26 protein-coding genes are annotated in these 23,762 nt (G+C 65.2%); 10 read left to right on the forward strand and 16 right to left on the reverse strand.

Features of this window, described 5'->3' with window-relative positions; all coding sequences use genetic code 11:
- Nucleotides 1–329 precede the first annotated feature (329 nt).
- The 7 genes from ASE39_RS23155 to flgB form a co-directional block, all read right to left on the reverse strand.
- Nucleotides 330–1,019 carry a flagellar basal body L-ring protein FlgH gene (locus ASE39_RS23155; protein WP_010466107.1) on the reverse strand — a complete coding sequence of 230 codons (690 nt, stop codon included), beginning with the start codon at nucleotides 1,017–1,019 and terminating at the stop codon, nucleotides 330–332.
- 29 nt (nucleotides 1,020–1,048) lie between these two features.
- Nucleotides 1,049–1,831: a flagellar basal-body rod protein FlgG gene (gene flgG, locus ASE39_RS23160; protein ID WP_010466105.1), complete on the reverse strand. Its 783-nt coding sequence runs from the start codon at nucleotides 1,829–1,831 to the stop codon at nucleotides 1,049–1,051.
- Nucleotides 1,832–2,005: 174 nt separating this feature from the next.
- On the reverse strand, nucleotides 2,006–2,746 hold the full coding sequence (gene flgF / locus ASE39_RS23165) for a flagellar basal-body rod protein FlgF (protein WP_010466103.1): 741 nt from the start codon (nucleotides 2,744–2,746) through the stop codon (nucleotides 2,006–2,008).
- Nucleotides 2,747–2,925: 179 nt separating this feature from the next.
- Nucleotides 2,926–4,206, reverse strand: a complete 1,281-nt coding sequence (gene flgE, locus ASE39_RS23170) for a flagellar hook protein FlgE (RefSeq protein ID WP_010466101.1) — start codon at nucleotides 4,204–4,206, stop codon at nucleotides 2,926–2,928.
- A gap of 41 nt (nucleotides 4,207–4,247) precedes the next feature.
- Nucleotides 4,248–4,904, reverse strand: a complete 657-nt coding sequence (locus tag ASE39_RS23175) for a flagellar hook capping FlgD N-terminal domain-containing protein (protein WP_057272659.1) — start codon at nucleotides 4,902–4,904, stop codon at nucleotides 4,248–4,250.
- Between the two features lie 18 nt (nucleotides 4,905–4,922).
- Complete coding sequence (flgC, locus tag ASE39_RS23180) at nucleotides 4,923–5,327, reverse strand: flagellar basal body rod protein FlgC (RefSeq protein WP_010466097.1); 405 nt, start codon at nucleotides 5,325–5,327, stop codon at nucleotides 4,923–4,925.
- A 36-nt stretch (nucleotides 5,328–5,363) separates the two neighbouring features.
- The gene (gene flgB / locus ASE39_RS23185) at nucleotides 5,364–5,822 is read right to left on the reverse strand and encodes a flagellar basal body rod protein FlgB (protein ID WP_057272660.1); all 459 of its coding nucleotides are present in this window, start codon (nucleotides 5,820–5,822) and stop codon (nucleotides 5,364–5,366) included.
- Nucleotides 5,823–6,034: 212 nt separating this feature from the next.
- On the opposite strand from flgB, the gene flgA reads away from it, so the two are divergent.
- The 3 genes from flgA to ASE39_RS23200 all read left to right on the forward strand — a co-directional run bounded on the left by flgA (nucleotide 6,035) and on the right by ASE39_RS23200 (nucleotide 7,676).
- Nucleotides 6,035–6,838, forward strand: coding sequence for a flagellar basal body P-ring formation chaperone FlgA (gene flgA, locus ASE39_RS23190; protein WP_241777093.1), 804 nt, complete (start codon nucleotides 6,035–6,037; stop codon nucleotides 6,836–6,838).
- 94 nt (nucleotides 6,839–6,932) lie between these two features.
- Nucleotides 6,933–7,253, forward strand: a complete 321-nt coding sequence (flgM, locus tag ASE39_RS23195; protein WP_057229764.1) for a flagellar biosynthesis anti-sigma factor FlgM — start codon at nucleotides 6,933–6,935, stop codon at nucleotides 7,251–7,253.
- A gap of 48 nt (nucleotides 7,254–7,301) precedes the next feature.
- On the forward strand, nucleotides 7,302–7,676 hold the full coding sequence (locus tag ASE39_RS23200) for a hypothetical protein (RefSeq protein WP_010466090.1): 375 nt from the start codon (nucleotides 7,302–7,304) through the stop codon (nucleotides 7,674–7,676).
- Nucleotides 7,677–7,958: 282 nt separating this feature from the next.
- On the opposite strand, the gene ASE39_RS23205 is transcribed toward ASE39_RS23200, so the two are convergent.
- The 9 genes from ASE39_RS23205 to motA all read right to left on the reverse strand — a co-directional run bounded on the left by ASE39_RS23205 (nucleotide 7,959) and on the right by motA (nucleotide 17,496).
- Nucleotides 7,959–8,675: an RNA polymerase sigma factor FliA gene (locus tag ASE39_RS23205; RefSeq protein ID WP_057272661.1), complete on the reverse strand. Its 717-nt coding sequence runs from the start codon at nucleotides 8,673–8,675 to the stop codon at nucleotides 7,959–7,961.
- Between the two features lie 145 nt (nucleotides 8,676–8,820).
- Nucleotides 8,821–9,618, reverse strand: coding sequence for a hypothetical protein (locus tag ASE39_RS23210; protein WP_010466086.1), 798 nt, complete (start codon nucleotides 9,616–9,618; stop codon nucleotides 8,821–8,823).
- Nucleotides 9,611–11,110 (reverse strand): flagellar biosynthesis protein FlhF, encoded by a 1,500-nt coding sequence (gene flhF, locus ASE39_RS23215; protein ID WP_057272662.1) that lies wholly within the window; start codon nucleotides 11,108–11,110, stop codon nucleotides 9,611–9,613. The genes ASE39_RS23210 and flhF overlap by 8 nt, the downstream gene beginning before the upstream one ends.
- Complete coding sequence (gene flhA / locus ASE39_RS23220; protein ID WP_010466082.1) at nucleotides 11,107–13,188, reverse strand: flagellar biosynthesis protein FlhA; 2,082 nt, start codon at nucleotides 13,186–13,188, stop codon at nucleotides 11,107–11,109. Before flhA ends, flhF begins: the two co-directional genes overlap by 4 nt.
- Entirely contained in the window at nucleotides 13,185–14,339 is a 1,155-nt protein-coding gene (locus tag ASE39_RS23225) for an EscU/YscU/HrcU family type III secretion system export apparatus switch protein (RefSeq protein ID WP_010466080.1), read from the reverse strand. Before ASE39_RS23225 ends, flhA begins: the two co-directional genes overlap by 4 nt.
- Nucleotides 14,340–14,582: 243 nt before the next feature.
- Entirely contained in the window at nucleotides 14,583–15,209 is a 627-nt protein-coding gene (locus ASE39_RS23230) for a protein phosphatase CheZ (protein WP_010466078.1), read from the reverse strand.
- 4 nt (nucleotides 15,210–15,213) lie between these two features.
- Entirely contained in the window at nucleotides 15,214–15,600 is a 387-nt protein-coding gene (gene cheY, locus ASE39_RS23235; protein ID WP_010466076.1) for a chemotaxis response regulator CheY, read from the reverse strand.
- A 72-nt stretch (nucleotides 15,601–15,672) separates the two neighbouring features.
- Nucleotides 15,673–16,605 (reverse strand): flagellar motor protein MotB, encoded by a 933-nt coding sequence (gene motB / locus ASE39_RS23240; protein ID WP_010466074.1) that lies wholly within the window; start codon nucleotides 16,603–16,605, stop codon nucleotides 15,673–15,675.
- A gap of 30 nt (nucleotides 16,606–16,635) precedes the next feature.
- The gene (gene motA, locus ASE39_RS23245; protein WP_010466072.1) at nucleotides 16,636–17,496 is read right to left on the reverse strand and encodes a flagellar motor stator protein MotA; all 861 of its coding nucleotides are present in this window, start codon (nucleotides 17,494–17,496) and stop codon (nucleotides 16,636–16,638) included.
- Between the two features lie 474 nt (nucleotides 17,497–17,970).
- On the opposite strand from motA, the gene rfbF reads away from it, so the two are divergent.
- The 7 genes from rfbF to ASE39_RS23280 are packed head-to-tail and all read left to right on the forward strand — an operon-like array spanning nucleotide 17,971 to nucleotide 23,714.
- The gene (gene rfbF, locus ASE39_RS23250) at nucleotides 17,971–18,741 is read left to right on the forward strand and encodes a glucose-1-phosphate cytidylyltransferase (RefSeq protein ID WP_057230042.1); all 771 of its coding nucleotides are present in this window, start codon (nucleotides 17,971–17,973) and stop codon (nucleotides 18,739–18,741) included.
- 6 nt (nucleotides 18,742–18,747) lie between these two features.
- On the forward strand, nucleotides 18,748–19,806 hold the full coding sequence (gene rfbG, locus ASE39_RS23255; protein WP_057272663.1) for a CDP-glucose 4,6-dehydratase: 1,059 nt from the start codon (nucleotides 18,748–18,750) through the stop codon (nucleotides 19,804–19,806).
- On the forward strand, nucleotides 19,803–20,363 hold the full coding sequence (locus ASE39_RS23260; RefSeq protein WP_057272664.1) for a dTDP-4-dehydrorhamnose 3,5-epimerase family protein: 561 nt from the start codon (nucleotides 19,803–19,805) through the stop codon (nucleotides 20,361–20,363). Before rfbG ends, ASE39_RS23260 begins: the two co-directional genes overlap by 4 nt.
- Nucleotides 20,360–21,601 carry a class I SAM-dependent methyltransferase gene (locus tag ASE39_RS23265; protein WP_057272665.1) on the forward strand — a complete coding sequence of 414 codons (1,242 nt, stop codon included), beginning with the start codon at nucleotides 20,360–20,362 and terminating at the stop codon, nucleotides 21,599–21,601. The genes ASE39_RS23260 and ASE39_RS23265 overlap by 4 nt, the downstream gene beginning before the upstream one ends.
- Nucleotides 21,602–22,090 (forward strand): acyltransferase, encoded by a 489-nt coding sequence (locus ASE39_RS23270; RefSeq protein ID WP_057272666.1) that lies wholly within the window; start codon nucleotides 21,602–21,604, stop codon nucleotides 22,088–22,090.
- Nucleotides 22,087–22,938, forward strand: a complete 852-nt coding sequence (locus ASE39_RS23275) for an NAD-dependent epimerase/dehydratase family protein (RefSeq protein WP_057272667.1) — start codon at nucleotides 22,087–22,089, stop codon at nucleotides 22,936–22,938. Before ASE39_RS23270 ends, ASE39_RS23275 begins: the two co-directional genes overlap by 4 nt.
- Entirely contained in the window at nucleotides 22,935–23,714 is a 780-nt protein-coding gene (locus tag ASE39_RS23280) for a cephalosporin hydroxylase family protein (RefSeq protein WP_140426865.1), read from the forward strand. The genes ASE39_RS23275 and ASE39_RS23280 overlap by 4 nt, the downstream gene beginning before the upstream one ends.
- The last annotated feature ends 48 nt before the right edge of the window (nucleotides 23,715–23,762 follow it).

Genomic DNA, 23,762 nt, shown 5'->3' on the forward strand with positions numbered 1-23,762 from the left:
CAGGTGGTGAACGGCCAGTGGCGCGCGTAGAGCCAGGCAGGCGCCGGTGCCGCACGACAGGAGAAAGTATGAATAAAAACAGCCTATACCGCTTAATAGATAAGCGTTATTAGCTATAAATTATGTAGCAAATTGGGGCGAGGATTTTTCACAACGGTCAGACATCCCGAAGCCTCAAAACCCCAGGCTTTGTGCCCCCGGCGCATCCAGAAACCACACCCGTAAAAACTGGCGCCGCCAAAGGCCAGCGCCACCGCGGATCCGGCTTTGCCGGGCCGGGGGTGGCATCCCCCTCAGGGGGGACGGCGCGCAGCGACTCAGGGGGGAATCTAGAACGGCGTGATCGTGTTGAAGATCCGGTTCATCCACCCCATGGCCTGGGCTTCGTTCTGCGCCCCACGGCCACGCGATTCGACGCGCACGTTGGCCACCTGGGTCGAGTTCACGATGCTGCCCGGCTGCAGCGCACGCGGGTCGATGGTGCCCGAGAAGCGCAGCACATCCACGTTCTGGTTCACGCCGATCTGCTTTTCACCCGTCACGACCAAGTGGCCATTGGGCAGCACGTCCACCACGGTGGCAGTGATCGAACCGGTGAAGGTGTTGGCGCTTTCGGTGCCGCCCTTGCCGGAGAAGGTGTTTTCCGACGCGGCGCCCAGCGTGGTGCGGTCGGCCAGCGACTTCTTCACGAAAGGCAGGTTGGTGATGCCGGCTGAGGCCTCCGAGGTGCGGTCCACGGTGGATGAGGATTTCTGGCTGGCCGTCACGTTCTCGACGATCATGATCGTCACGTTGTCGCCCACCATGCGCGCGCGGCGGTCTTCGAAGGCGGGGCGGTAGCTGGCGTTGTGGAACAGCCCGCCCGTCACGGGTGGTGGGGTGCGCGGCGCGGCGGCCAGCGGCGGCGGCGTGGTGGGCAGGATGTCCACTGGCGGCGGGGGTGACATGGTGGCGCAGCCCGTGAGCAGCAGTGCGCCCAGGGCGGCCGGCAGGGCAAAAAGGCGAGTGAACTGCAGCATGGCGAAAGCTCCTGTCGTCGTCATCTTTGTCACAGCTGGCTGAGCTTGGCCAGCATCTGGTCCGAGGTCTGGATGGCCTTGGAATTCATTTCGTAGGCGCGCTGGGCCTGGATCATGGTGACCAGCTCTTCCACCACGTTGACGTTGGAGGCTTCCAGGAAGCCCTGCTTCAGGATGCCCAGCCCGTTGGTGCCGGGCGTGCCCTGCTGGGGCTGGCCCGAGGCGGCAGATTCCTTGAACAGGTTCTGGCCGATGGGCTCGAGGCCAGCCGGGTTGATGAAGGCTGACATCGCCAGGTTGCCGAGCGGCTGGGGCTGGGTGTTGCCCTGCACAGTGGCAGACACCACGCCGTCGGCGCTGATGGTCACGCTCGTGGCATTGGCGGGCACCGTGATGCCGTTGGCCACGGGCAGGCCACTGGAGTTGACCAGGCGGCCTTGCGAATCGACCTGGAACGAGCCGTCCCGCGTGTAGCCCAGCGTGCCGTCGGGCATGGTCACTTCAAAAAAGCCGTTGCCATTGATGGCCACGTCCAGGTTGTTCTTGGACTCCTGCAGGCTGCCCTGCACGAAGTTGCGGCTGGTGGCCACCGTGCGCACGCCCAGGCCCAGGTGCAGGCCGGTGGGCAGCTGGTTCTGCTCGGTGGTGTTGGCGCCCACCTGGCGCAGGTTCTGGTAGATCAGGTCTTCGAACACCGCGTTGTTGCGCTTGTAGCCGGTGGTGGAGACGTTGGCCAGGTTGTGCGAGATGACGTCGAGCTGGGTCTGCTGGGCAGACATGCCGGTCTTGGCGATCCAGAGGGAGTTGATCATGATGGGTTCCTCGGTCGTATCAATGGGTCGTTGCCTGCGGGACTGGCGCGGCCGAAGCCAGCGGACGCCGCGCAAGGGCCGCCCCGCCGCGCTGGCGTCGCCCCCCTTCCCTCGCGTTAGCGAGTAGAGAAGGGGGGAGCGGCGAAGCCGCTCGGGGGGATGTCGTTTTCATCTTCAGCCGTTCATGCTCAGCAGCTGGCTGGCGGTCTTGTCGTTGGTTTCGGCGGACTGCAGCAGGCGCATCTGCTGCTCGAACTGGCGCGATGCGGCAATCATCCCGACCATGCTTTCGACCGGGTTCACGTTCGAGCCTTCCACCGCCCCGGCCAGCATGCGGGCGTTGGCGTCGCTCGGGATCGGGTCCCCCGACGCAGCGCGAAACAGGCCGTCGTCGCCGCGCTTGAGCGGGTCTTCCAGTGTGGGGGTGGCCAGCTTGAGGCGGCCAATGGCCTGCGCGGGCTGGCCTGCCGCCTTGGCGGTGACCGTACCGTCCGAGCCCAGTGTGACCTCGGCGCCCGGGGGAACATCAATGGGCGCGCCGCCGTCGGACAGCACCGGCAGCCCGGTGGGGGTGAGCAGCTGGCCCGTGGCCGACACCTCGAAGGTGCCTGCGCGGGTGTAGGCCTCGGTGCCGTCCAGACCCTGTACGGCAAACCAGGCATTGCCCACGGCCATGGCGTCGAGGTTGCGGCCGGTGCGCTGCACGGGGCCGGGCGTGCTCACATGGCCCGAGGTGGCCTCCAGCGCAAAAACGCGGGTCTTGGAGCCATCGCCCTGGATGGGCACGGAGCGGAAGGTGGACATCTCCGCGCGAAACCCCTGGGTGGAGGCGTTGGCGAGGTTGTTGGACAACACGGCCTGCCGGTGGGCGGCCGCGTTGGCGCCCGTCATCGCGGTGTAAATGATGCGGTCCATGGTGCGATGTTCCTTTCAGTACCCTGCAGTGCTGCGTGCCGTGCGCAGCGTGTGCAACCGGCGCGGCCCAGGCGCGGGCAGCCGCGCAAGGGCCGCCCCGCCGCGCTGGCTGCGTCCCCCTCCCGGAGCGCGCAGCGCGCAGAGAGAGGGGGAAGGCGCGAAGCGACTCAGGGGGTGTTTCATCTCAAGTTCACCAGGGTGGACATCACCTGGTCTTGCGTCTTGATCGTCTGGGCGTTGGCCTGGTAGGCACGCTGCGCGGTCATCATGTTCACCAGCTCGGCGGTCAGGTCCACGTTGGAGTCTTCCAGCGCGCCCGAGCGGAGTGATCCGAAGTTGCCGTCCGTGGCCGTGCCTGCTACGGGTTGGCCGGATTCAAAGGTGGCCACCCAATTGTTGCTGCCCACCGCTGCCAGGCCCTGCGTGTTGCGGAAGCTCGACAGCGCAAGCTGGCCTTCCGCGCGGGTCACGCCGTTCGAGTAGCGGGTCATGATCATCCCGTTGTTCTCGATGTTGATGCCGGTGAGCTCGCCCGTGGTGTAGCCGTCCTGGCTCAGGTTCGAGACCGAGAACTTGTTGCCGCTCTGGGAAACATCGTCCAGGCTCACCGCCACATCAAAGGCGGGCAGGTTGTTGGGGTTGGGCGGGGTCGGGTTCACGTTCAGCGTGAGCGCGAAGCCCGTGGCGGGTGGCGTGGCCACCGGGCCGGTGATGGCGCCATTGTTGTCAAACGTGATCTGCCCGATGGGTGCAGCCACCACTGGGGGCACCGCCGTCGGGTCGTCGAGTGCGTCGTACACGTCCCAGGTGTTGTCGGTGGCAGTCTTTTGGAAGTACAGGCTCACCGGCTTGGCCACGCCCTGGCTGTCGAACACGTTGATGGACGTGCCATAGGTGGCGCGTGGCGTGGCCGGGATCGGGGGTGTCGCGGCAGGGTCGCCGGCCGCGTCGGTGGCCGTGGCGGGCAGGTTGAAGGCGGCAGTGACCGTCGTGGTCTGCTTGGCGGGGATGGGCTCGGAGGTGGGGAACACCATCGGGATGGGGTCCGTGCCCGAACGCAGCCCGGTGACCGGGTCCACGGGGTACCCCATCACGTTCGCGTTGTCGTTGGTGATCATGTTGCCCTCCTTGTCCAGCTTGAAGTTGCCGGAGCGGGTGTAGGCGGGCGTGCCATCGGGCAGCGTGAGCGTGAAGAAGCCGTTGCCGTTGATGGCGACATCCAGGCTGTTGCCGGTGATCGTGAGATTTCCCTGGGTGAACTGCTGGGAGACAGCGCCCACTTCGACGCCGATGCCGGCATTGGTGCCACCCGCCGAGCCGATGGCCGAAGCCACCATTTCGGCGAATTCTGCCCGCGAGGCCTTGAACCCGACGGTGTTGGAGTTGGCAATGTTGTGCCCGATGACGTCGAGGTTCTTGCTGGCGGCGTTCAAGCCAGAGAGGCCTTGCTGAAAACTCATGGTGTTCTCCTGATGGGGGCGGTCACTGAATCGGCCGGGGGTTAGACCAGGGCCTTGATCTGGCTGTAGTTGATGGTTTTGCCGTTGGCCAGGGTCAGCACCAGCTGGCCGTCCTCGGCACCTGCGGCCGTCACCTTGGACAGGGCCAGCGACGTGCTGTCGATCTTGGTCGAACCATTGACGGCACTGACGCGGAACTGCAGCCCCTCGGTGGAGCCGGTGTACTTGCTGGCATCCCACTCGAAGGTGTGGCGTCCTGCGGCCTTGGCGCCCAGGTCCATGGTCTCGATCACCTGGCCGCCAGCGGTCATGACCTCGACCTTCACCTTGGTGGCGGCCGAGCCCAGCTCAAAGCCGCCCTTGCCGGCCTTGTCGGCCACGGCCAGCGTGGAACCTTCGGTCATCACGTTGCGGCCAATCAGGGCCGTTCCCTGCATGACCTGCAGCGAGTTGAACTGCGCCGACATGCTCTCCATCGTCTGGTTGAGCTGCTGAATGCCCGTCACCGTGTTGATCTGCGCAATCTGCGAGGTCATCTGGGCGTTGTCCAGCGGATTCATCGGGTCCTGGTTGTTCAGCTGTGCAACCAGCAGTTTCAGGAAGCGGTCCTGCGCGGCCGCCGGGTCGGTGGCGGCGGTGTTGGCCTTCGTGCCGGTTGCGTCGGTCACGGTGGGGGCGTTGGTGGCACTGAGAATCATGGTGGGGTCTCCCGGAAATTACTGGCCCATCTGCAGGGTCTTGAGGAGCAGCGACTTGGCCGTGTTCATGACCTCGACGTTGTTCTGGTACGAGCGCGAGGCGGAGATCATGTTGACCATCTCCTCCACGGCATTGACGTTGGAGTGCGTCACATAGCCCTGTTCGTCGGCCGACGGGTGGCTGGGGTCGTGCACGCGGCGGCCGGGCGTATTGCTTTCGCTGATGGAGCTCACGCGTACGCCGGCCGAGCTGTCTGCGCCCATGGGGGCGGTCTGGAAGACCACCTGGCGGGCCTTGTAAGCCTTGCCATCGGGGCCGGCCACCGCATCGACGTTGGCCAGGTTGCTGGCCACCACGTTGAGCCGCTGCGACTGCGCGCTGACGGCGCTGCCCGACACATTGAAGATGGAGAACATGGACATGGGGAGACTCGCTTTCTGCGCTGCAATGCGGGTGGCTTATTGGCCCTGGATCGCGCTGAGCATGGTTTTGGCGTTGCCGTTGATGAAACGCAGCGTGGCTTCGTAGCGCACCGCGTTGTCCACAAAATTGGCGCGTTCCCGGTCCAGGTCCACCGTGTTGTTGTCCAGGCTGGGCTGTGCCTGCACGGAGTAGCCCAGCGTACCGGGTGCGCCGGTGCCTGTGCTGGCGGCGGGCAGAGGAATGTGGCGGGGGTCTGTGGCGCCCTTGGCCCCCAAGTTGCCCGCAGTGCCCACGGAGCCCCCTGTGGCGAGGCGGGTCACACCAGATCCAGAGCCTGTGGCTTCGCGCATCGCATCGCCAAAGCTGAAATCGCGAGCCACGTAGCCAGGGGTGTCGGCGTTGGCGATGTTGCTGGCGATGGCACGCTGGCGCTCGGCACGCAGCAGTAGCGCGTTGCCGTGGAAGTCCAGCCGGTTGGTCATCTTGTCAAGCATGGTTGCCTCACACCCTGGGTTGCAATAGGGGCCGGTTTGGGGGTTTCCGGCGTGGTTCGATTGTGAAAGCCGCCGTTTTTTTCTAAAGCGCGAAGAACGCGGAAATGGGCGCGCAGTTTCGGGTTTTGCGCAGGGCCCGTGTGCCTATAGTTCCAGTCGTGAAATAGTCTTTGCCGCCAGCGCGGGAAGACCTGCGATGCCCAGGAGGCCCTATGCCAGCGATCTTCGTTTCCCCCTTCATTTCCCGTTTGGTGCGCTCTGGCGCCCTGGCTGCGGCCGGGCAGCGGCGCGCTGCGGTGCGCCACGCTCTGGCGGTGGTGCTGGGGCTGGCAACGGTTGTCGGCGGCAGTGGGGCCGCATTGGCCCAGGCTGCAGCCGACCCCAGCACCGACCTGGGGCCTTTGACCCAGCGCTGGCTGAATGACGCGATGTCGCGCAATCAGGCTTCCGGGTTGCCGTTGCGCATGGAAGTGAGTGTTGGCTCACTCGACTCCCGTTTGCGGCTTGCGCCCTGTGCGCGGGTCGAGCCTTACCTGCCAGCGGGCGCCCGCCTGTGGGGGCGCACCCGCCTGGGGCTGCGCTGCGTAGAGGGCCAGACCGCCTGGAATGTGTACCTTCCTGTGACCGTCAAGGCCTTTGGCCCAGCCTGGGTGTTGACCGGCCCGGTGGCCTCGGGGGCCGTCCTCACCGCCAACGACGCCACGGAAGCCGAAGTGGATTGGGCTGAAGAGTCGGCGGCGGTCATGGCCAACCCGGACATGTGGGTGGGACAGGTGGCCGCGCGCCAGCTGGTGGCGGGCCAGGCATTGCGCCAAACCATGGTGCGGCCCCCTCAACTCTTCCGCGCAGGTGCCCAGGTCAAGGTGGTTGCCCAGGGGCCTGGCTATGCGGTGACGTCGGCGGGGCAGGCCATGTCTGCAGGCGCTGCGGGGCAGATTGTTCGCATCCGCATGGACAATGGTCGAATGGTTAGTGGTACTGTCAATGAAAATGGAACTGTGGTCGTAGCTCTTTGATGACGCTGCCGCGATAAATGGCTAAAGTCCGGGCCAAATGGGTCGAAAACATTGCTACTGATGCCCCACATCCAACGGGGTGGTGGAGAGAGCGATGAAGATTGGTCAAAAACCGGAACTCCCGGGCGCCTTGGCGCAGACGGGGCTTGCCAAGCAAGCCAAAAGTCCTGCCAGCGCTGCTGAAGGAGCCGTCAAAGACGCTGCGGCTGTGTCAACCGCCGGTGTGCCCGTCACGGTCTCCACTGCTGCCCGCGCACTGGACCAGACGGCCCGTTCCACTGGTGATTTTGATGCCAGCAAGGTCAAGGCTGTGCGGTCGGCCATCGAAAAAGGCACCTTTTCGGTAGATGCCGAGGCCATCGCCGACAAGATGCTCTCCAACGCCCAGGAAATCCTGGCCCGCTCCCGCGGCTGATTCGTCAACTCACTTGGCAGCCGGGTGCCATAGAACGCACAATGCGCCATGTCGCTGGAAGAATCCCTCTCGGCTGTTGAACAGCTGATCGAAAAAGTCTCTGCCGCCCTTCTCGCGGCAGATCCCCAATCCCTGGAAAAGAACAGCACGGCCCTTCGGGATGCAGCGGCTCAGTTCGCGCGCATTCTGGAGCAGACGGCGGCCAGAGGCCTGCCTTTGCCGGTGCAGTTGCAAAAGCGGGTGGATGCTATCGGCGGCATGCTGGCCAACCACCGCGAGGGCCTCGCCCGCCTGTCCGCCAACGCCGACCGCCAGGTTGCCAGTCTGCTGCCCCAGGCCGGCTCCCCCGCCACCTATGGCGACGGCCGCGGCGCCCAGCCCGGCAAGCCCGGCGTGGCACGGATCTACAAGTCGGCGGGCTGAGTCGAGTCGCAACTCAAAAAAGATAGCTGCCAGCGATTGAGCTACCTGCGTTTGAATCGTCAAACCGGTTTTATCCGACGCCAGTCAAGCGCGAGCAGCTATCCCATCGATAGCAAACCGGGTTCAGTACGTCGGAGTTCGGCCGAGCGCAATGGCCGTCGAAACGGTCGCAGCCCAATACCAGTGCCACCGTGGATCTGGCTTCGCCAGTCCAGGGGTGGCGTCCCCTTCAGGGGGAAGGCGCCGCAGGCGACTCGGGGGGAGTCATGGCCTCAGGGGGAGCTAATGCGCGCGCATCTTGGCGCGCAGCCGGGCGATGGACTGGCTGTGCAGCTGGCACACCCGTGACTCGGTAACCCCCAGCACGGCTGCGATCTCCTTGAGATTCATGTCGTGCTCGTAGTACATGCCCATGATGTGCTGCTCACGCTCGGGCAGGGTCTTGATGGCATTCACCAGCGACATCTTGAGCCGCTGGTCGCGCAGCATTTCCATCGGGTCGGCATCGCCATCGGCAACGTGGCGGTCGAGGAAACCATCGTCGTCCTCGTTGCCATGGGTCATGTCTTCCAGGTACACGAGTTGTGTGCCCCGGACCTTGCCCAACAGGTTCTGGTAGTCGGGCAGACTCATGCCCATCTCACTGGCGATTTCAGACTCAAGGGGGCTGCGGCCCAGCTTTTGTTCCATCCGGCGCACTGCGTGCTCGATGTCTTTCTGGCTCTTGCGAGAACTGCGTGACATCCAGTCCCCCTCGCGCAACTCGTCGAGCATGGCGCCGCGGATGCGCTGGGTGGCAAAGGTCTCGAACTGCACGCCCTGGGCGACTTCGTAGCGCGACAGGGCATCCGCCAGGCCCATCATGCCGACCTGGATCAAATCGTCCAGCTCCACATTGGGGGGCAGCTTGGCGATCATGTGGTGCGCAATCCTTCGCACCAGCGGGACGTGCTGGCGGATCAGCGCATCACGATCGAGCTGGCCTTTGGCGGTGTACATCGTGTTATCCACCTTCAAGTGCCTGCAAAGCCGCCGGGCAGGCCGGTTTGGCCTGGCCCCGCATGTGCCAGGGCCTGAACGCCGCATGCGGCGGCCAGCAACGGCATGGGGTTAAACAAGTACATCACACGCTCTGGTACGCTGGTCAATGGCTCCGGACGAAATGCGCAGGCATTTCTGTCATGTTGCAAGGCGGCAGGGCCGTCAGCGATTCACTGATAGTGCCCGCATTTTCCAGCAGTTGCAAGGCCAGGCGCTGGAGGTCCTGGGGGTTCTGCGTGGCGATGGTGGTCGTGCGCACCGGGCCACCCAGGTGGCGCTCGGCGCAGTCCTGCAAGGTCAGCAGTGCGTGTTGCGTCTTGCGCCGTTCGGCCGCGGTGTTGCCATGCAGCAAGGCCGCCACCATGCAGGGCAGGGTCGTGTGCTGTGCGATTTGCTTGAGGCTCTTGTAACTGGTGAGCACACCTGCCGAACCGTCACCCATCACCACCAGCGGTATGGTGGACGTGTGCGTCAGCAGCGGCCCGAGTGTGGCCGCAGGCGCGTGCAGCACGATCAGTCCGTACGTCCGAAAATAGGGCAGGAGGCCGGGCAGCGGCGCCGTTTCATTGCGGCTGGCCTCCCGGCTGATGCGCAAAAGGCCCTTCGCCGCCGGAATCACCGCCAGTGACGATGCCATCGCCCCCATGTTGAGGCTGACGCCCTCGTTCCACGGTGCCTGTTGCAATAGGTGCAGCAGCCCCGGGCAGTCGTCCGTCTCCTGGGCGGTGCCGTCGAGCACCACCACCGGGTAGCCCAGGCGCTGCAGGCTCGCGCAGATCTGCCACAGCGTCTCCAGCCCGGTGCCTGCGTTGTCCTGGCTGGCGACCGCCACCACCCGCAGCTCTGACTGCGGGGTGAAGCTGTGCAGGCCGGCCGCCTGGTGAAAGCCGATATCAAGCATCGACCATCCCTCGCTCGTTCATGGTGTCAGGCGAATGCGAGAAGAAGAAGTTCAGGTCGGTCGCCTTGGGATCAAAGGCCGATTTGGCGGGTGCGCGCATGGAGGTGCTGATGAGCTTGTGTGCATCGGCGCGCTCCCAGTCTTCCGGCACGCGCTGGCCGTTGGTCACGCCGCGCAGCACCATCTGGTGGCGGATCAGTGCGTCGATGGCGGGGCCGAGTTTTACGGCTTCGTCCACCTTGGACAGGATGGCCTGCTGGGAGCCCTCGGTCTTGAAGGCAGTAAGCACGTCATCGAGCGTGTCACCATGGCAGCCCGCATTGAGCACCAGCAGGCGATTCACGTGGGGCAGGTCCAGCACGTCGAGCATGTCACGCTTGCGCGGGTCGCGGGGGGCAACGCCCGTGGTATCGATCAGCACCATCTTCTTGCCGCTGAGCAGGCCCAGAAGGTCCTGCAGCGCGGCGCGGTCGTGCGCCAGATGGGCCACGATGCCCAGCATGCGGCCATAGGTGCGCAGCTGCTCGTGGGCGCCGACGCGGTAGGTGTCGAGCGTGATCAGGCCCACGCTGCCGGGGCCGTGGATGCGTGCGCACAGTGCGGCCAGCTTGGCCGTGGTGGTGGTCTTGCCCACACCGGTGGAGCCCACCATCGCGAAGATGCCGCCTTGCTCGTACAGCGGAGGTTCGACCAGGTCGGTCTTGAGATTGCGCTCCAGCACTTCCATTAACCAGCGCACCGACTCTGCCGCCGACAGCTCTTCGGGCATGCGTTCCAGCACGGCGCGGGCCAGCGAGGGCGAATAGCCCGCGCGGATCATCTTGAGCATGAGATTGGACTGGATCGGGTTCTGGCGCGCCTGGCCCAGCCAGGCCAGTGTGTTGAAGCGGTCTTCGATCAGCTCCTTCATCGCATGGAGTTCGTTCATCACGCTTTGCTGGTTGTTCGACTGGATCAGGTTGGCGCTGGCGGCTTCCTGCCGGCGGCGTGGCGGCTCGGGCGGGATGTCCATGGGGATGGTGCGCAGCGGGTTGTGGCGCACCACGGCGGGCGCGGGCATGCGTTCACGTTCCGGCTCCTGGTCGCGGCTGCGCTCCGACAAGGTTTGTGGTTCGGCTGGGCCGTTGAGCGCCTCGTGGCGGCGGCGCAGCATGCGCTCACGCACGTAGTCCTGGAACGACAGCGTGCTCATCGCCAGCTGCTCGGTGTCTTCCTCCACCGGGTTGCGGCCCAGGGTGTTGGCCGTGGCTGCCTGGTTTGTGCGCTGGGGTGCGCTGCGCGCCGGTGTGGGGGCCAGCAAGGGCGGGTTGCTGGAAGAGCCGGCACTGCCGCCGCCATCCAGAGCCGACAGTGTGTCTTCGGCCGTGGCCACGACTTCGACGCCGTTGGCCGTGGGGCGGTTGGACAGGATCAGTGTGCCGTCGCCAAAGGCCATGCGCGCTTTGGCCAGAGCCTCCCGGGATGTGGGAGCGTGGAAGCGTTTGATGTTCATGCTGATGCACCTCTAAGGATCGGCCCAATGCGGATGGTGTGGGTCTCGGGGATTTCACTGTGCGCAAGCACCTGCAGCCGGGGGGCCACGCGGCGCACCAGGCGGGAGATGGCGTTGCGGATCTGGTCGGGAACCAGCAGGCAGGCGGGCAGGCCCATCTCTTCCTGCTTGAGGGCCACCTCGGCGGCCTTTTGCGTGAGGATGTCGGCCACGCCCGGGTCCAGGGCGGGGCCGGCCGTGTTGCCCAGCGCCTGTACCAGCAGGCGTTCGAGGCCGGGTTCGATGGCGATGACGTTGAGTTCGCGGGTGGGGCCGTAGATCTGTTGCACGATGGCGGGCGACAGCGCGATGCGCACGCGGCGGGCCAGCTCGACCGGGTCGGAGATGCCACCGGCGTGCTCGGCCAGCGTTTCAATGATGGTGCGGATATCGCGGATGTGCACAGACTCTTCCAACAGCAGCTGGAGGACTTTCTGGAACGTTGCGATGGAGACCATTTTGGGGACCACTTCTTCGATGAGCTTGGGAGCCAGCTTGGCCACGTGTTCCACCAGTTGCTGCGTTTCCGTGCGACTGAGGAGCTTGGCGGCTTGCACTTGCATCAAGTGTGACAAATGGGTGGCCATCACGGTTTCGGAATCAACGACCGTAAAACCAGCCATTTGTGCGGCTTCCTTCTGCCGGTCGTCGATCCAGTGTGCTGGGAGTCCAAAAGCAGGGTCTGTGGTGGGGGTGCCAATCAGCGGCGTGGTGATGCCGCCCGGGTTGATGGCCAGGAACATGCCGGGGAAGGCTTCGCCTTCGCCCACCACCACGCCACGCAGCGTGATGCGGTAGCCGCTGGGCTTCAATTCGAGGTTGTCGCGCACGTGGACGGCCGGAGGCAGGAAGCCGACTTCCTGCGCAAACTTGCGGCGCACGCCCTTGATGCGTGTGAGCAGGTCGCCCTGGCGGCTCTTGTCCACCAGGCTGATCAGGCGGTAGCCCAGCTCCAGGCCAAGCAGGTCCACGGGCTGCAGATCGTCCCAGGTGGCTTCGCCATCGCTGACGGGGGCGGGCGGGGCCTCGACTTCGGGCGGTACCTTTTGACGCTCGTGCAGCACCCAGGCGCCATAGGCGAGCAGGCCACCCATGGTCAGAAACACCACGTGGGGCATGCCCGGGATCAGGCCCAGCAGCAGCAGGATGCCAGCGGTCACGCCCAGCACGCGGGGCGACATGAAGAGCTGCTGCACGATCTGGCGGCCCATGTCGTGGTCCTTGCCCACGCGTGAGATCACCATGGCGGCGGCTACCGAAATCAGCAGGCCGGGGATCTGCGCCACCAGCGCATCACCAATGGCCAGCAGGATGTAGCTGTCGGCCGCCTGCTTGGCCGAGAGGTCATGCTGCAAAACACCGATGGCAAAGCCACCGATGATGTTGATCAAGAGGATCAGGATGCCGGCGACCGCATCGCCGCGCACGAACTTGGAGGCACCGTCCATGGACCCGAAGAAGTTCGCTTCTTCCGCCACTTCGGCGCGGCGGCGCTTGGCTTCCTTCTCGTCGATCAGCCCGGCGTTCAGGTCGGCATCCACCGCCATCTGCTTGCCGGGCATGGCGTCCAGCGTGAAGCGGGCCGACACTTCGGCAATGCGCTCGGCGCCCTTGGTGATCACCACAAAGTTGATCACCACCAGGATCGCGAACACGATCAGCCCGACGGCAAAGTTGCCACCGATCAGGAAGTGGCCGAAGGCCTCGATCACCGCACCGGCGGCGCCCGGGCCCGTGTGGCCTTCCAGCAGCACCACCCGGGTAGAGGCTACGTTCAGCGACAGGCGCATGAGGGTGGTCAGCAGCAGCACCGATGGGAAGGCCGCGAAATCCAGGGGGCGCAGCATGTAGGCCGCCACCATCATCACCATCAGGGCCACGGCGATGTTCAGCGTGAAGAATGCGTCGAGCAGCCACGGCGGGATCGGCAGCACCATGAGCGCGAGAATGGCGACCACCAGCAGCGGCGCCGACAGGCCCTGCAGGGCGCCTGCATTGCTGCCAGCCCATTGCCGAAGAGACGTTACGGAGGTGTTCATACGGCAGCGCCTTGCACGGGAGTGCGGTTCAGCGGATCGAGTTCAGGGGGCACAAACGGCTCCACCAGGCCGTCAGGCATGTGGCCTTCACCACGCAGGGCGGCCTTCAAGCGGTAGACATAGGCCAGCACCTGGGCCACGGCGGTGTAGAGCGCGGTGGGAATGGCCTGGTCGAGCTCGGCATGGGCATACAGCGCCCGGGCCAGCATGGGCGACTGCAGCACGGGCACGTTGTGCTCCTTGGCGACATCGCGGATCTTGAGCGCGATGAGGTCGGTGCCGCGCGAAATCACTTGTGGGGCGCTCATGGTCTTTTCGTCGTACTTGAGCGCCACGGCGTAGTGGGTGGGGTTCATGACCACGAAGTCGGCCTTGGGAACGGCGCCCACGCTGGCACGGTCGGCAATCTCGCGCTGCTTTTGGCGGATGCGGCCCTTGGTGTGCGGGTTGCCGTCGGATTCCTTGTGCTCTTGCTTGATTTCTTCGTGCGACATCTTCAGGCGCGCCTTGAAGAAGTAAGCCTGCAGGGGCACGTCCACCAGCGCCGCCAGAAACACCACCAGCAGCAGCAGGCTCATGCCGGACGTGAGCCAGTCCGCCAACTGGCGGATGGCCATGGGGGAGGGTTGCAGCACCAGCATGGCCACGGTGTCGATGCTGTTGCCCATGAACTTCCAGGCCACATAGCTCAGGATCGCGGTCATCAGCACCATCTTGGCCACATTGGCCATCTGCTGCTTGGAGAAAAGGTTGGCCACGCCCGAGATCGGGTTGAGCCGGTTGAATTGGGGGGTGATCGGCTTGAGACTCAGAATCCAGCCGCCCGCGCCAATGGCGCTGATCAGGGCGGCGGCGCTGGTGAGAAGGGCAAACACCGTGCTGGCCACCAGGCCCACCAACATCATGTCCTGCAAGCGCTTGAGCATGGTGCCCGGTGCCATCACGGTGGCGGCATCAAACGCCAGCTGCTGGCTCATCGCCCGCTGCATATGGTCCATCAGCTGGGGGGCCAGCACGAGAAGGCAGGCTGCCCCGGCACCGAGGATTGCCAAGTGAGAAAGATCGCGTGAGCGCGCTCCCTGGCCGTCTTCGCGCGTCTTCTGCAGCTTGCGCTCTGACGCGGGTAGGCTTTTTTCTTGGCTGGATTCCATGATGGCATGACGGCTGGTGTCATGCCATTGTCGTGAGCGACCCGGAAATCTAAAGCCCGATAAAGAGGTGGCAGCCCCCCCTTTTCGATGCGGCGTGAAGCGGCTTCACGCGCATACGGTCACTCGCTGGCAACAGCCCAATGCAGGGGGAGGTTGTCAAAATTGATAGCTTCTAGCGCTTGATGGGTAAGCGCCAGAGATCATTTTGATCAATAAACCGGGGATGAAGCCCCCGGCGGGCTGTCAGAACCCGAGGCTGGCGAGCAGATCGTCCACTTGGGACTGGTCTGTCACCACGTCGGGGGTGTGCTCGGGGTCCACCACGGGCCCCTGCAGGTGCGCGGTGCGGGCTGGCTCGACCACGGCGGCCACCTGCGCATTGGCGGGGGCGGTCTGGATCAGCAGCTGCACCAGCTGGTCTTCGATGGTGGCGGCCAGGTTCACCACGCGGGCGATCACCTGCCCCGTGAGGTCGTGAAAATCCTGCGCCATCATGATTTCGGTGAGGTGCGTGTCGGCTTCCTTGGTCACGCGCTCCACGTCGGTGAGGAAGTTGAAGATCTCGCCCTTGGCCACGGCCGCCACCGGGTCGGCCACCAGTGAATTGACGACCCGGCGCGTTTCCGCCGCGATGTAGTCGTGCTGGGCCTTCGCCTGCTCGACGCGGTTGAGCACCTTTTCGGCCGCTTCACCGGTCAGGCGGGCGATGTAGGACAGGCGGCTTTGCGCGTCGGGCAGCTCGCCCATGGAGCCGCGCAGCTTGTCGGCATAGCCCAGTTCGTTGAGCGAGTCGTGCAGCTGGCGGGTCAGCTGGCCAATTTTGTGGTGTACATCGGCAGGCGGCTGGCTGTTGTCCGGTGTGTCGTCCATGGTGTCATAGCCCCATCTTTTTCAGGATCAAGGTCACTTTCTCTTCGAGCGTGGCCTTGGTGAAGGGTTTGACGATGTAGCCCGCGGCACCGCCCTGGGCGGCCGCCACGATGTCTTCCTTGCGGGCTTCGGCTGTGACCATGAGGACGGGCAAGTGCTTGAGCTTGTCGTCCTTCTTGATTTCCGCCAGCAACTGAAAACCGTTCATGTTGGGCATGTTGATGTCGGTCACCACGAAGTCGAACTTGCTGTTGCGCAGCTTGTTCAAGGCGGCCACGCCATCTTCGGCCTCGTCGGCATCGGCAAAGCCGCTTTCCTTGAGCAGATTGCGCACGATGCGCCGCATGGTGGAGAAGTCGTCAACGATCAAAAAACGAAGGGCTGTGGTCACGTGGGACCCTTTCGGTCGGAAATGGCTGTAAGTATTGTCATGGGTGGCAGGTTTGGTGACAAGTCGTAACTTTTACCTGACAGGGGGGGGATTTTCCCGCTTTTCATTCAACAGTTCTGTCGATGTGATTTCAGGAATCCCCTTGCCCATGAGTCGTTCTTCGGCCTCCCGGGTCAGCACCGTGATGGTGATGCGCCGGTTGGCGGGTGCACGTGGGGTTTTTGGCTCCAGCAGATCACTGGCCGCCAGGCCCACCACACGTCCCAGTTTAGCGTCTGGCATGCCGGCCGAGACAAGCTCGCGGCGCGAGGCATTGGCGCGGTCAGCCGACAGCTCCCAGTTGCTGTAGCCCCGGTCGCTGTTGCCGTAGGGAACGGCATCGGTATGCCCGGCCAGGCTGATGCGGTTTTCCACCCCGCCGAGGGCAGCGCCAATCTCGCGCAGGATGTCGCGCATGTAGGGTTTCACCAACGCGCTGCCACTGTCGAACATGGGGCGGTTCTGGTCGTCGATGATCTGGATCTGCAGGCCATCGGGCGTGATGTCGATGCGGATCTGCGACTTGTATTCGTTCAGGCGCGGGTTTTCGGTGATGAGTGCGTCGATCTTGGCCTCCAGGGCCTTGATGCGGTCCAGGTCCTGCTTGGCCTGCTCGGCCTTGGCGGCGTCGATGCTCATGCGGCGCTGCTTGGCCGCCTCCACGTCGGAACGCCGCACTTGTCCATGCACCTTCGAGAGATCGTTGCCCCCGCCCGGAATCACGCTGGAGCTGTTGCCCGCGCCATCGCCGCCCGTCATCGCCACCTTGAGCGGCGACGCAAAATACGCGGCAATCCCCTGCAGCTCGCCCTTGGCCGTGGAGCCCAGCAGCCACATCAGCAGGAAGAACGCCATCATCGCCGTCACGAAGTCGGCATACGCAATCTTCCAGGCGCCACCATGCACCGCATGGCCGCCCTTCTTGATGCGCTTGACGATGATGGGCTGGAGTTTTTTTTCTGCCATGGCGTTGTGGACTTCGCGGCGCTGCCGTCGCTACTTCTTGCCCTTCACATGCCCCTCCAGCTCGGAGAAGCTGGGGCGGACGCTGGAGAAAAGCACCTTGCGGCCAAATTCGATGGCCGTGGCGGGGTTGTAGCCCTGCATGCTGGCCAGCAGGGTGGACTTGATGCACAGCAGCTCCTTGGCGGCGTCCTCGGTCTTTTGCTCGACCAGGCCGCCCAGGGGTTCGACCACACCGTAGGCCAGCAAGATCCCGAGGAACGTACCCACCAGCGCCGAGCCGATCATGCCGCCCAGCACCGAGGGCGGCTGGCCCACCGAGCCCATGGTGTTCACCACGCCCAGCACGGCAGCCACGATACCGAAGGCGGGCAGGGCGCCAGCCAGGCGCGCCAGCGCGGCCACGGGGGCGTGGGCCTCCTGGTGGTGGGTGTCGATCTCGCTGTCCATCAGCGCTTCGATCTCGTGGGAGTTGAGGTTGCCCGAGACCATCATGCGCAGGTAGTCGGTGGTGAACTCGATCACATGGTGGTCGCTGCCCACGGTGGGGTATTTCTTGAAGATCTCGGACTCGTGGGGCGCTTCCACATCCTTTTCGATTGCCATCAGCCCTTCCTTGCGGGCCTTTTGCAGGATGTCATAGAGCATGGCCATGAGCTCCATGTAGCGGGCCTTGGTGTATTTGGAGCCCTTGAGCGCCATCGGGATGGCGGCCAGGGTGGCCTTGATCACCTTGGGCTGGTTGTTCACCACGAAGGCGCCCAGCGCGCCGCCCAGGATGGTGACGATCTCGAAAGGCAGGGCCTTCAGGATCACGCTGATGTTCCCGCCGTGCACGATGTACACGCCGAAGATGCAGCCTAGGCAGACAACGTAACCGATGATGACGAACATGCTTTAGACGTGTTGGGCGGCAGCCGAGGCAAAACAGGAGGGCGGGCAGGGCCGCTGGCAACGCGGCTTACCGAAGGTTACTGCAAATGTATCGGATTGAAGAGCCTGGAATGCGCTCAAGAGTGCCATCAACACAGGGCTTCTCTGGCAAATGGCGCCATCGCCACACCTGCGTTTCCTTCGGCCGTGCCTCGACCTTCCTTGGCCGGGCCGGTGCGACCTGGCCTCGCCAACCCCCCGCGTTTTGCGCAAAGGTTGGGATGGTGGCGCTGAATAGGGCCAGTGTCAGAGGATTCCCTATAAAAATGCCGCTGGCGCTTGATGGTCAATAACTTGTTGCTATAAATTTGGTAGCTTTATGAGATTGCTTGGCACCCGCTCACACCTGTGCGCAGTGTCAATCGCTGCATTTGGCCCGTATTTCCGCAGTGACAGGGCCTTTTGGTGGCGCAGGGGCTGGACTATGCTGCGGGCATGAAAGCCGTACTGCTCGCGGGGGGGCTGGGAACCCGCATCTCGGAAGAGTCGCACCTGCGTCCCAAGCCCATGATCGAGATCGGTGGGCGGCCCATCCTTTGGCACATCATGAAGATGTACGCTGCCCATGGCGTCAACGACTTCATCATCTGCCTGGGTTACCGGGGCTACGTGATCAAAGAGTATTTCGCCAACTACTTCCTGCACATGTCGGACGTGACCTTCGACATGGCCAACAACCGCATGGAAGTGCACCACCGCCACGCCGAGCCCTGGCGCGTGACCTTGGTGGACACCGGCGAAAGCACCATGACCGGCGGGCGTTTGCGACGGGTGCAGGAATATCTGCCTGCGGGCGAGCCCTTCTGCTTTACCTACGGCGATGGTGTTGCCGACCTCGACATGACGGCCCAGTTTGCCTTCCACCGCGCCCATGGCCGCCAGGCCACGGTGACGGCCGTGCAGCCTCCGGGCCGCTATGGCGCCCTGGTGCGCGATGGCGACACCGTGGCCGGGTTCGAGGAAAAACCGCGTGGCGACGGCGGCTGGATCAACGGCGGCTTTTTTGTGCTGCAGCCCGAGGTGATCGGCCACATCGAAGGCGACGCCACCAGCTGGGAGCTGGAGCCCATGGCCCGCCTGGCCACCAGCGGCCAGCTGCGCGCCTTTGAACACACGGGCTTTTGGCAGCCCATGGACACCCTGCGCGAGAAGAACCTTCTCGAAGACCTGTGGCAATCGGGCCGCGCGCCCTGGAAGTGCTGGTAACCCACGATGCGCCCTGACCCCGACTTCTGGCGCGGCAAGCGCGTGTTGCTCACCGGCCACACCGGCTTCAAAGGCGCGTGGCTGGCCCTGTGGCTGCAGCGCCTGGGCGCACAGGTGACCGGCGTGGCACTGCCGCCGGGCACCGAGCCCAATCTCTTTACCCTCGCCGGGGTGGAGCAGGGCACCGAACGCCATTTTTGCGACATCCGCAGCCCCCAGGCCCTGGCCATGCGCGTGCGCGCCGCTCGGCCCGAGGTGGTGCTGCACCTGGCCGCGCAGGCGCTGGTGCGGCCTGGCTACGCGGCGCCGCTCGACACCTTTTCCACCAACGTCATGGGCACGGCACATCTGCTCGATGCCCTGCGCGGCTTGGCTGGCGTGCGCGTGGCCGTGGTGGTCACCACCGACAAGGTCTACCGCAACCGTGAATGGGCCTACCCCTACCGCGAGGACGACGCCCTGGGCGGGCACGACCCCTACAGCGCCAGCAAGGCCGCCGCCGAGCTGATCACCGCCAGCTACCGCGATTCTTTTTTAGCCGCGCAGGGCGTGGCCGTGGCTACCGCCCGCGCGGGCAACGTGATTGGCGGCGGCGACTGGGCGCAAGACCGCCTGCTGCCCGATGCCGTGCGCGCTTGGGAAAAGGGTGAGACCCTGCACATCCGCCGCCCCCAGGCCACGCGCCCCTGGCAGCATGTGCTGGAGCCGCTGGCCGCCTACCTGCGGCTGGCCCAGCGCCTGTGGGAATCGCCCGCGCTGGCCGGTGCCTACAACTTTGGTCCGCTGCCGCACGAGGCAGCCACGGTCAAAAATGTCATTGAATTGGCCTCTAGCGCTTATCCATCCAGCGCAACCAGCTATGAAAAAGAGAGTGATGGGCCGCACGAGGCTGGCTGGCTGGCGCTGGAGACCGCGCAGGCCCGCCAGGTGCTTGGCGTGGCCCCGCACTGGGCGCTGAACACGGCCGTGGCCCGCACCATGAACTGGTACCGCCAGCAACACGGCGGCGCCGATGCCCGCGCGCTGTGCCTGGCCGACATCGACGCCTGGGAGGCGCGCCCATGAGCCGCCTGGCCCTGGCGCCGCTGCCGCTGGCGGGGCTGTTCCGCGTGCAGCGCCAGCCCCTGGTAGACGAGCGCGGCTTTTTTTCCCGCATGTTCTGCGCCGAGGAGCTGACGGGTGCCGGCTGGACGGCGCCCATCGCCCAGATCAACCAGAGCTACACGGCGCTCCAAGGCACCGTGCGTGGCATGCACTACCAAAAGCCGCCACACGCCGAGATGAAGCTCGTGAGCTGCCTGCGCGGTGAGGTCTGGGATGTGGCCGTGGACCTGCGCCAGGGCTCGCCCACCTTTTTGCAGTGGCATGCCGAGCATTTATCGGCAGACAACGGCAACGCGCTCCTGATCCCGCCCGGTTTTGCCCATGGCTTCCAGGCGCTGAGCGACCATGCCGAGCTGCTGTATTGCCACTCTGCGGCCTACGCGCCCGCCGCCGAGGCGGGTCTGCACCCGCTCGAGCCGCGCCTGGCCATTGCCTGGCCGCTGCCGGTGGGGCAAATGTCGCCCCGCGACGCAGGCCAGCCCGGGATGACCGAAGAATTCGAAGGAGTGCGCCTGTGAAGTGCCGACACTGCGGCAGCCCGCTGCAACTGCCGTTTTTGGACCTGGGCAGCGCGCCCCCGTCCAACGCCTACCTGAGCGAAGCCGCCCTGCGCGCGCCCGAGACCTGGTTCCCCCTGCGCCTGTTGGTGTGCGAGACCTGCTGGCTGGTACAGACCGAAGACCACGCCGGGCGCGAGGCGCTGTTCACCGACGACTACGCGTACTTCAGCTCGTTCTCATCGTCCTGGCTGGCCCACGCCAATGCGTACGTGGAGGCAATGCGCGAACGCCTGGTGCTCACCGCCGCGAGCCGCGTGGTCGAGGTCGCATCGAACGACGGCTATCTGCTGCAGTACGTGCAGGCGGTCGGCATCCCCTGCTACGGCGTGGAGCCCACGGCCAGCACCGCAGCCGCCGCCCGTGCCAAGGGCATCGAGGTGGTCGAGCGCTTCTTCGGCGTGGCGCTGGCCGATGAGCTGGCTGCCGCCGGCCGCCAGGCCGACCTGATCGCCGCCAACAACGTGCTGGCGCATGTGCCCGACATCAACGACTTTGTGGGCGGCTTCACGCGGCTGCTCAAGCCCCATGGCGTGGCCACCTTCGAGTTTCCGCACCTGCTGCGCATGGTGGAGGGGTGCCAGTTCGACACGGCGTACCACGAGCACTACTCGTATTTGTCGCTCACGGCGGTGCAGCGCATTTTTGCGGCCAACGGCCTGGTGGTGATCGATGTGCAGGAGCTGCCCACCCACGGCGGCAGCCTGCGGGTGTTTGCCGCCCGCGCCGACGCTCACGGCCACCCTCAGGCCACGACCGAAGGCGCCGTCCGCGTGCAGCAACTGCTGGCCACCGAGGCCACGGCCGGCATTCTGGGCGCAGGTTTTTACAGCGATTTCCAGGCTCAGGCCATACGGGTAAAGCGCGAGCTGCTCACATTTTTGCTGCGATGCCAGGCCGACGGCATCACCGTGGGCGCCTACGGCGCGGCCGCCAAAGGCAACACCCTGCTCAACTTTGCGGGGGTGCGGCCCGATCTGCTGCCTTATGCCGTGGACAAGAACCCCTCCAAGCAGGGCCAGTACCTGCCTGGCAGCCACATCCCGGTGGTGAGCGAGGCGCACCTGCGCGCCCACAAGCCGCAGCGCATCCTGATCCTGCCCTGGAACCTGCGCAGCGAGGTGGCCGAGCAACTCGACTACACGCGCAGCTGGGGCGCGCAGATGGTGGTGGCCGTGCCCCGCCTGGAGGTGTTCTAGGTGATCGAGATCCATCCCACCGCCAAGGTCTCGCACCTGGCCGACATCGAAGACTCGGTGCGCGGAACGCGCATCGTGGTGGGCGCGCATTCGGTGATCGACAGCTTCGTCAAGGTCAAGCCTGCGGGCGGCAGTGGCGACCTGCTGGTGGGCGAACATGTGGTCATCAACGCGGGCTGCGTGCTCTACACCGGCAATGGCATCCACATCGGCAACTACGTGGCGATTGCCGCCAACTGCACCTTTGCGCCGGTCAACCATGCCTATGCCGACCGCAGCCGCTTGATCCGCGAGCAGGGCTTTCTGCCCAGCAAGGGCGGCATCGTGATTGAGGACGACGTATGGATCGGCGCCAACTGCGTGCTGCTCGACGGCGCCGTGCTGCGGCGCGGCTGCGTGGTGGGCGCGGGCTCCATCGTGCGCGGTGAGCTGCTGGCGTACACCGTGTATGCGGGCCAGCCCTTGGTGGCTGTGGGGGAGCGGCAGTGACGGGTGCGCCTCCTTCGACGTTCACCGTGCTGGGCGCCACGGGCTACATCGGCAGCCGCCTGGTGGCGCATCTGCAGGCCCAGGGCCACACCGTGTGGGCGCCAACGCGTGGCGATGCCGAGGTGTTCACCCGCCCGCTGGGCCACGTGATCTATTGCGTGGGGCTCACCGCCGATTTCCGCGCGCGCCCGTTCGACACCGTGGACGCCCATGTGGGCCTGCTGGCCGAGGTGCTGCGGCGCGCGCAGTTCGATTCGCTGCTGTACCTGTCATCCACCCGCGTCTACATGGGGGCGGCTGATACCCACGAAGACGCGCCCCTGGCCGTGCTGCCGGGCGACCCTTCGTACCTGTACAACCTCACCAAGCTCACCGGCGAATCGCTGTGCCATGCCTGCGGGCGCCCCGGGGTGCGCGTGGCACGTCTGTCCAACGTGGTCGGGCCGGGCATGGACGCGGCCTCCGGCAACCTGGTGGCCGACCTGGTGGGCCAGGCCCGGGCGGGCCGCATCGTGCTGCGCTCCGATCCGCAGTCCGCCAAGGACTATGTGCATGTCGACGACCTGCTGGAATGGCTGCCGCGCATTGCGCTGGCGGGTCGTGCTGCCACCTACAACGTGGCCAGCGGCCGCCAGACCCTCCATGCCCAGTGGCTGGCCTGGCTGCAGGCGCGCACGGGCTGCACCGTGGAGGTGGATGCCCAGGCACCGCTGCAGGCGTTTCCCCCCATCAACGTGCAACGCCTGCGGGGTGAATGGGGTGTGGCACCCCGCGCCGTGCTGGCCGATGACCTTTTGCTGAACGACGCTTCCGTTGTGACCGATCCTGTTGGAGTAACCCCGCCATGAACCCCGTTGACCAATTTGCCCAGGAACGCCGCGACCGCCTTGCGGGCTATGCCCAGGACACCGCGTTCCAGACCCTGTCGCGCGACTGGCTGCAGGCCTCGATGCAGCGGCAGTACGTCTACAACTTCGACTGGATGGGCCGGCCCATCATCCAGTACCCGCAGGACATGGTGGCCATGCAGGAGCTGGTGTGGCGCGTGCGGCCGGACCTCATCATCGAGACCGGCATCGCGCATGGTGGCTCACTGGTGCTCAGCGCCTCGCTGCTGGCGCTACTGGACATGAGCGACGCCATCGAGGCGGGCACCACGATGGACCCGCGCGCCTCGCGCCGCAAGGTGCTGGGCGTGGACATCGACATCCGCGCGCACAACCGCGCCGCCATCGAAGCCCACCCCATGGCCAGCCGCATCGCCATGGTCCAGGGCTCGGCCGTGGCGCCCGACGTGGTGCAGCAGGTGCGCGACTTTGCGAAGGGCTACCAGCGCGTGCTGGTGTGCCTGGACTCCATGCACACGCACGACCATGTGCTGGGCGAACTCGATGCCTATGCGCCGCTGGTCACTCCCGGCAGCTACTGTGTGGTGTTCGATACCTTTGTGGAAGACATGCCGCCCAAGTTCTTTGCCGACCGACCCTGGGACGTGGGCAACAACCCCAAGACGGCGGCGCACCAGTGGCTGGCCGGGCACGCCGAATTCGAAGTGGATGCCGAGATGGAGCAGCGCCTGCAGGTCACGGTGGCGCCGCACGGGTTTCTGCGCCGCAAGGAGTGATCGGTAGTCTCAAAGGCGGAAATTTGAATAAAAATAGGCTCCGGCGCT

The organism is Acidovorax sp. Root267 (assembly GCF_001429215.1).
Lineage (GTDB): Bacteria > Pseudomonadota > Gammaproteobacteria > Burkholderiales > Burkholderiaceae_C > Acidovorax > Acidovorax radicis.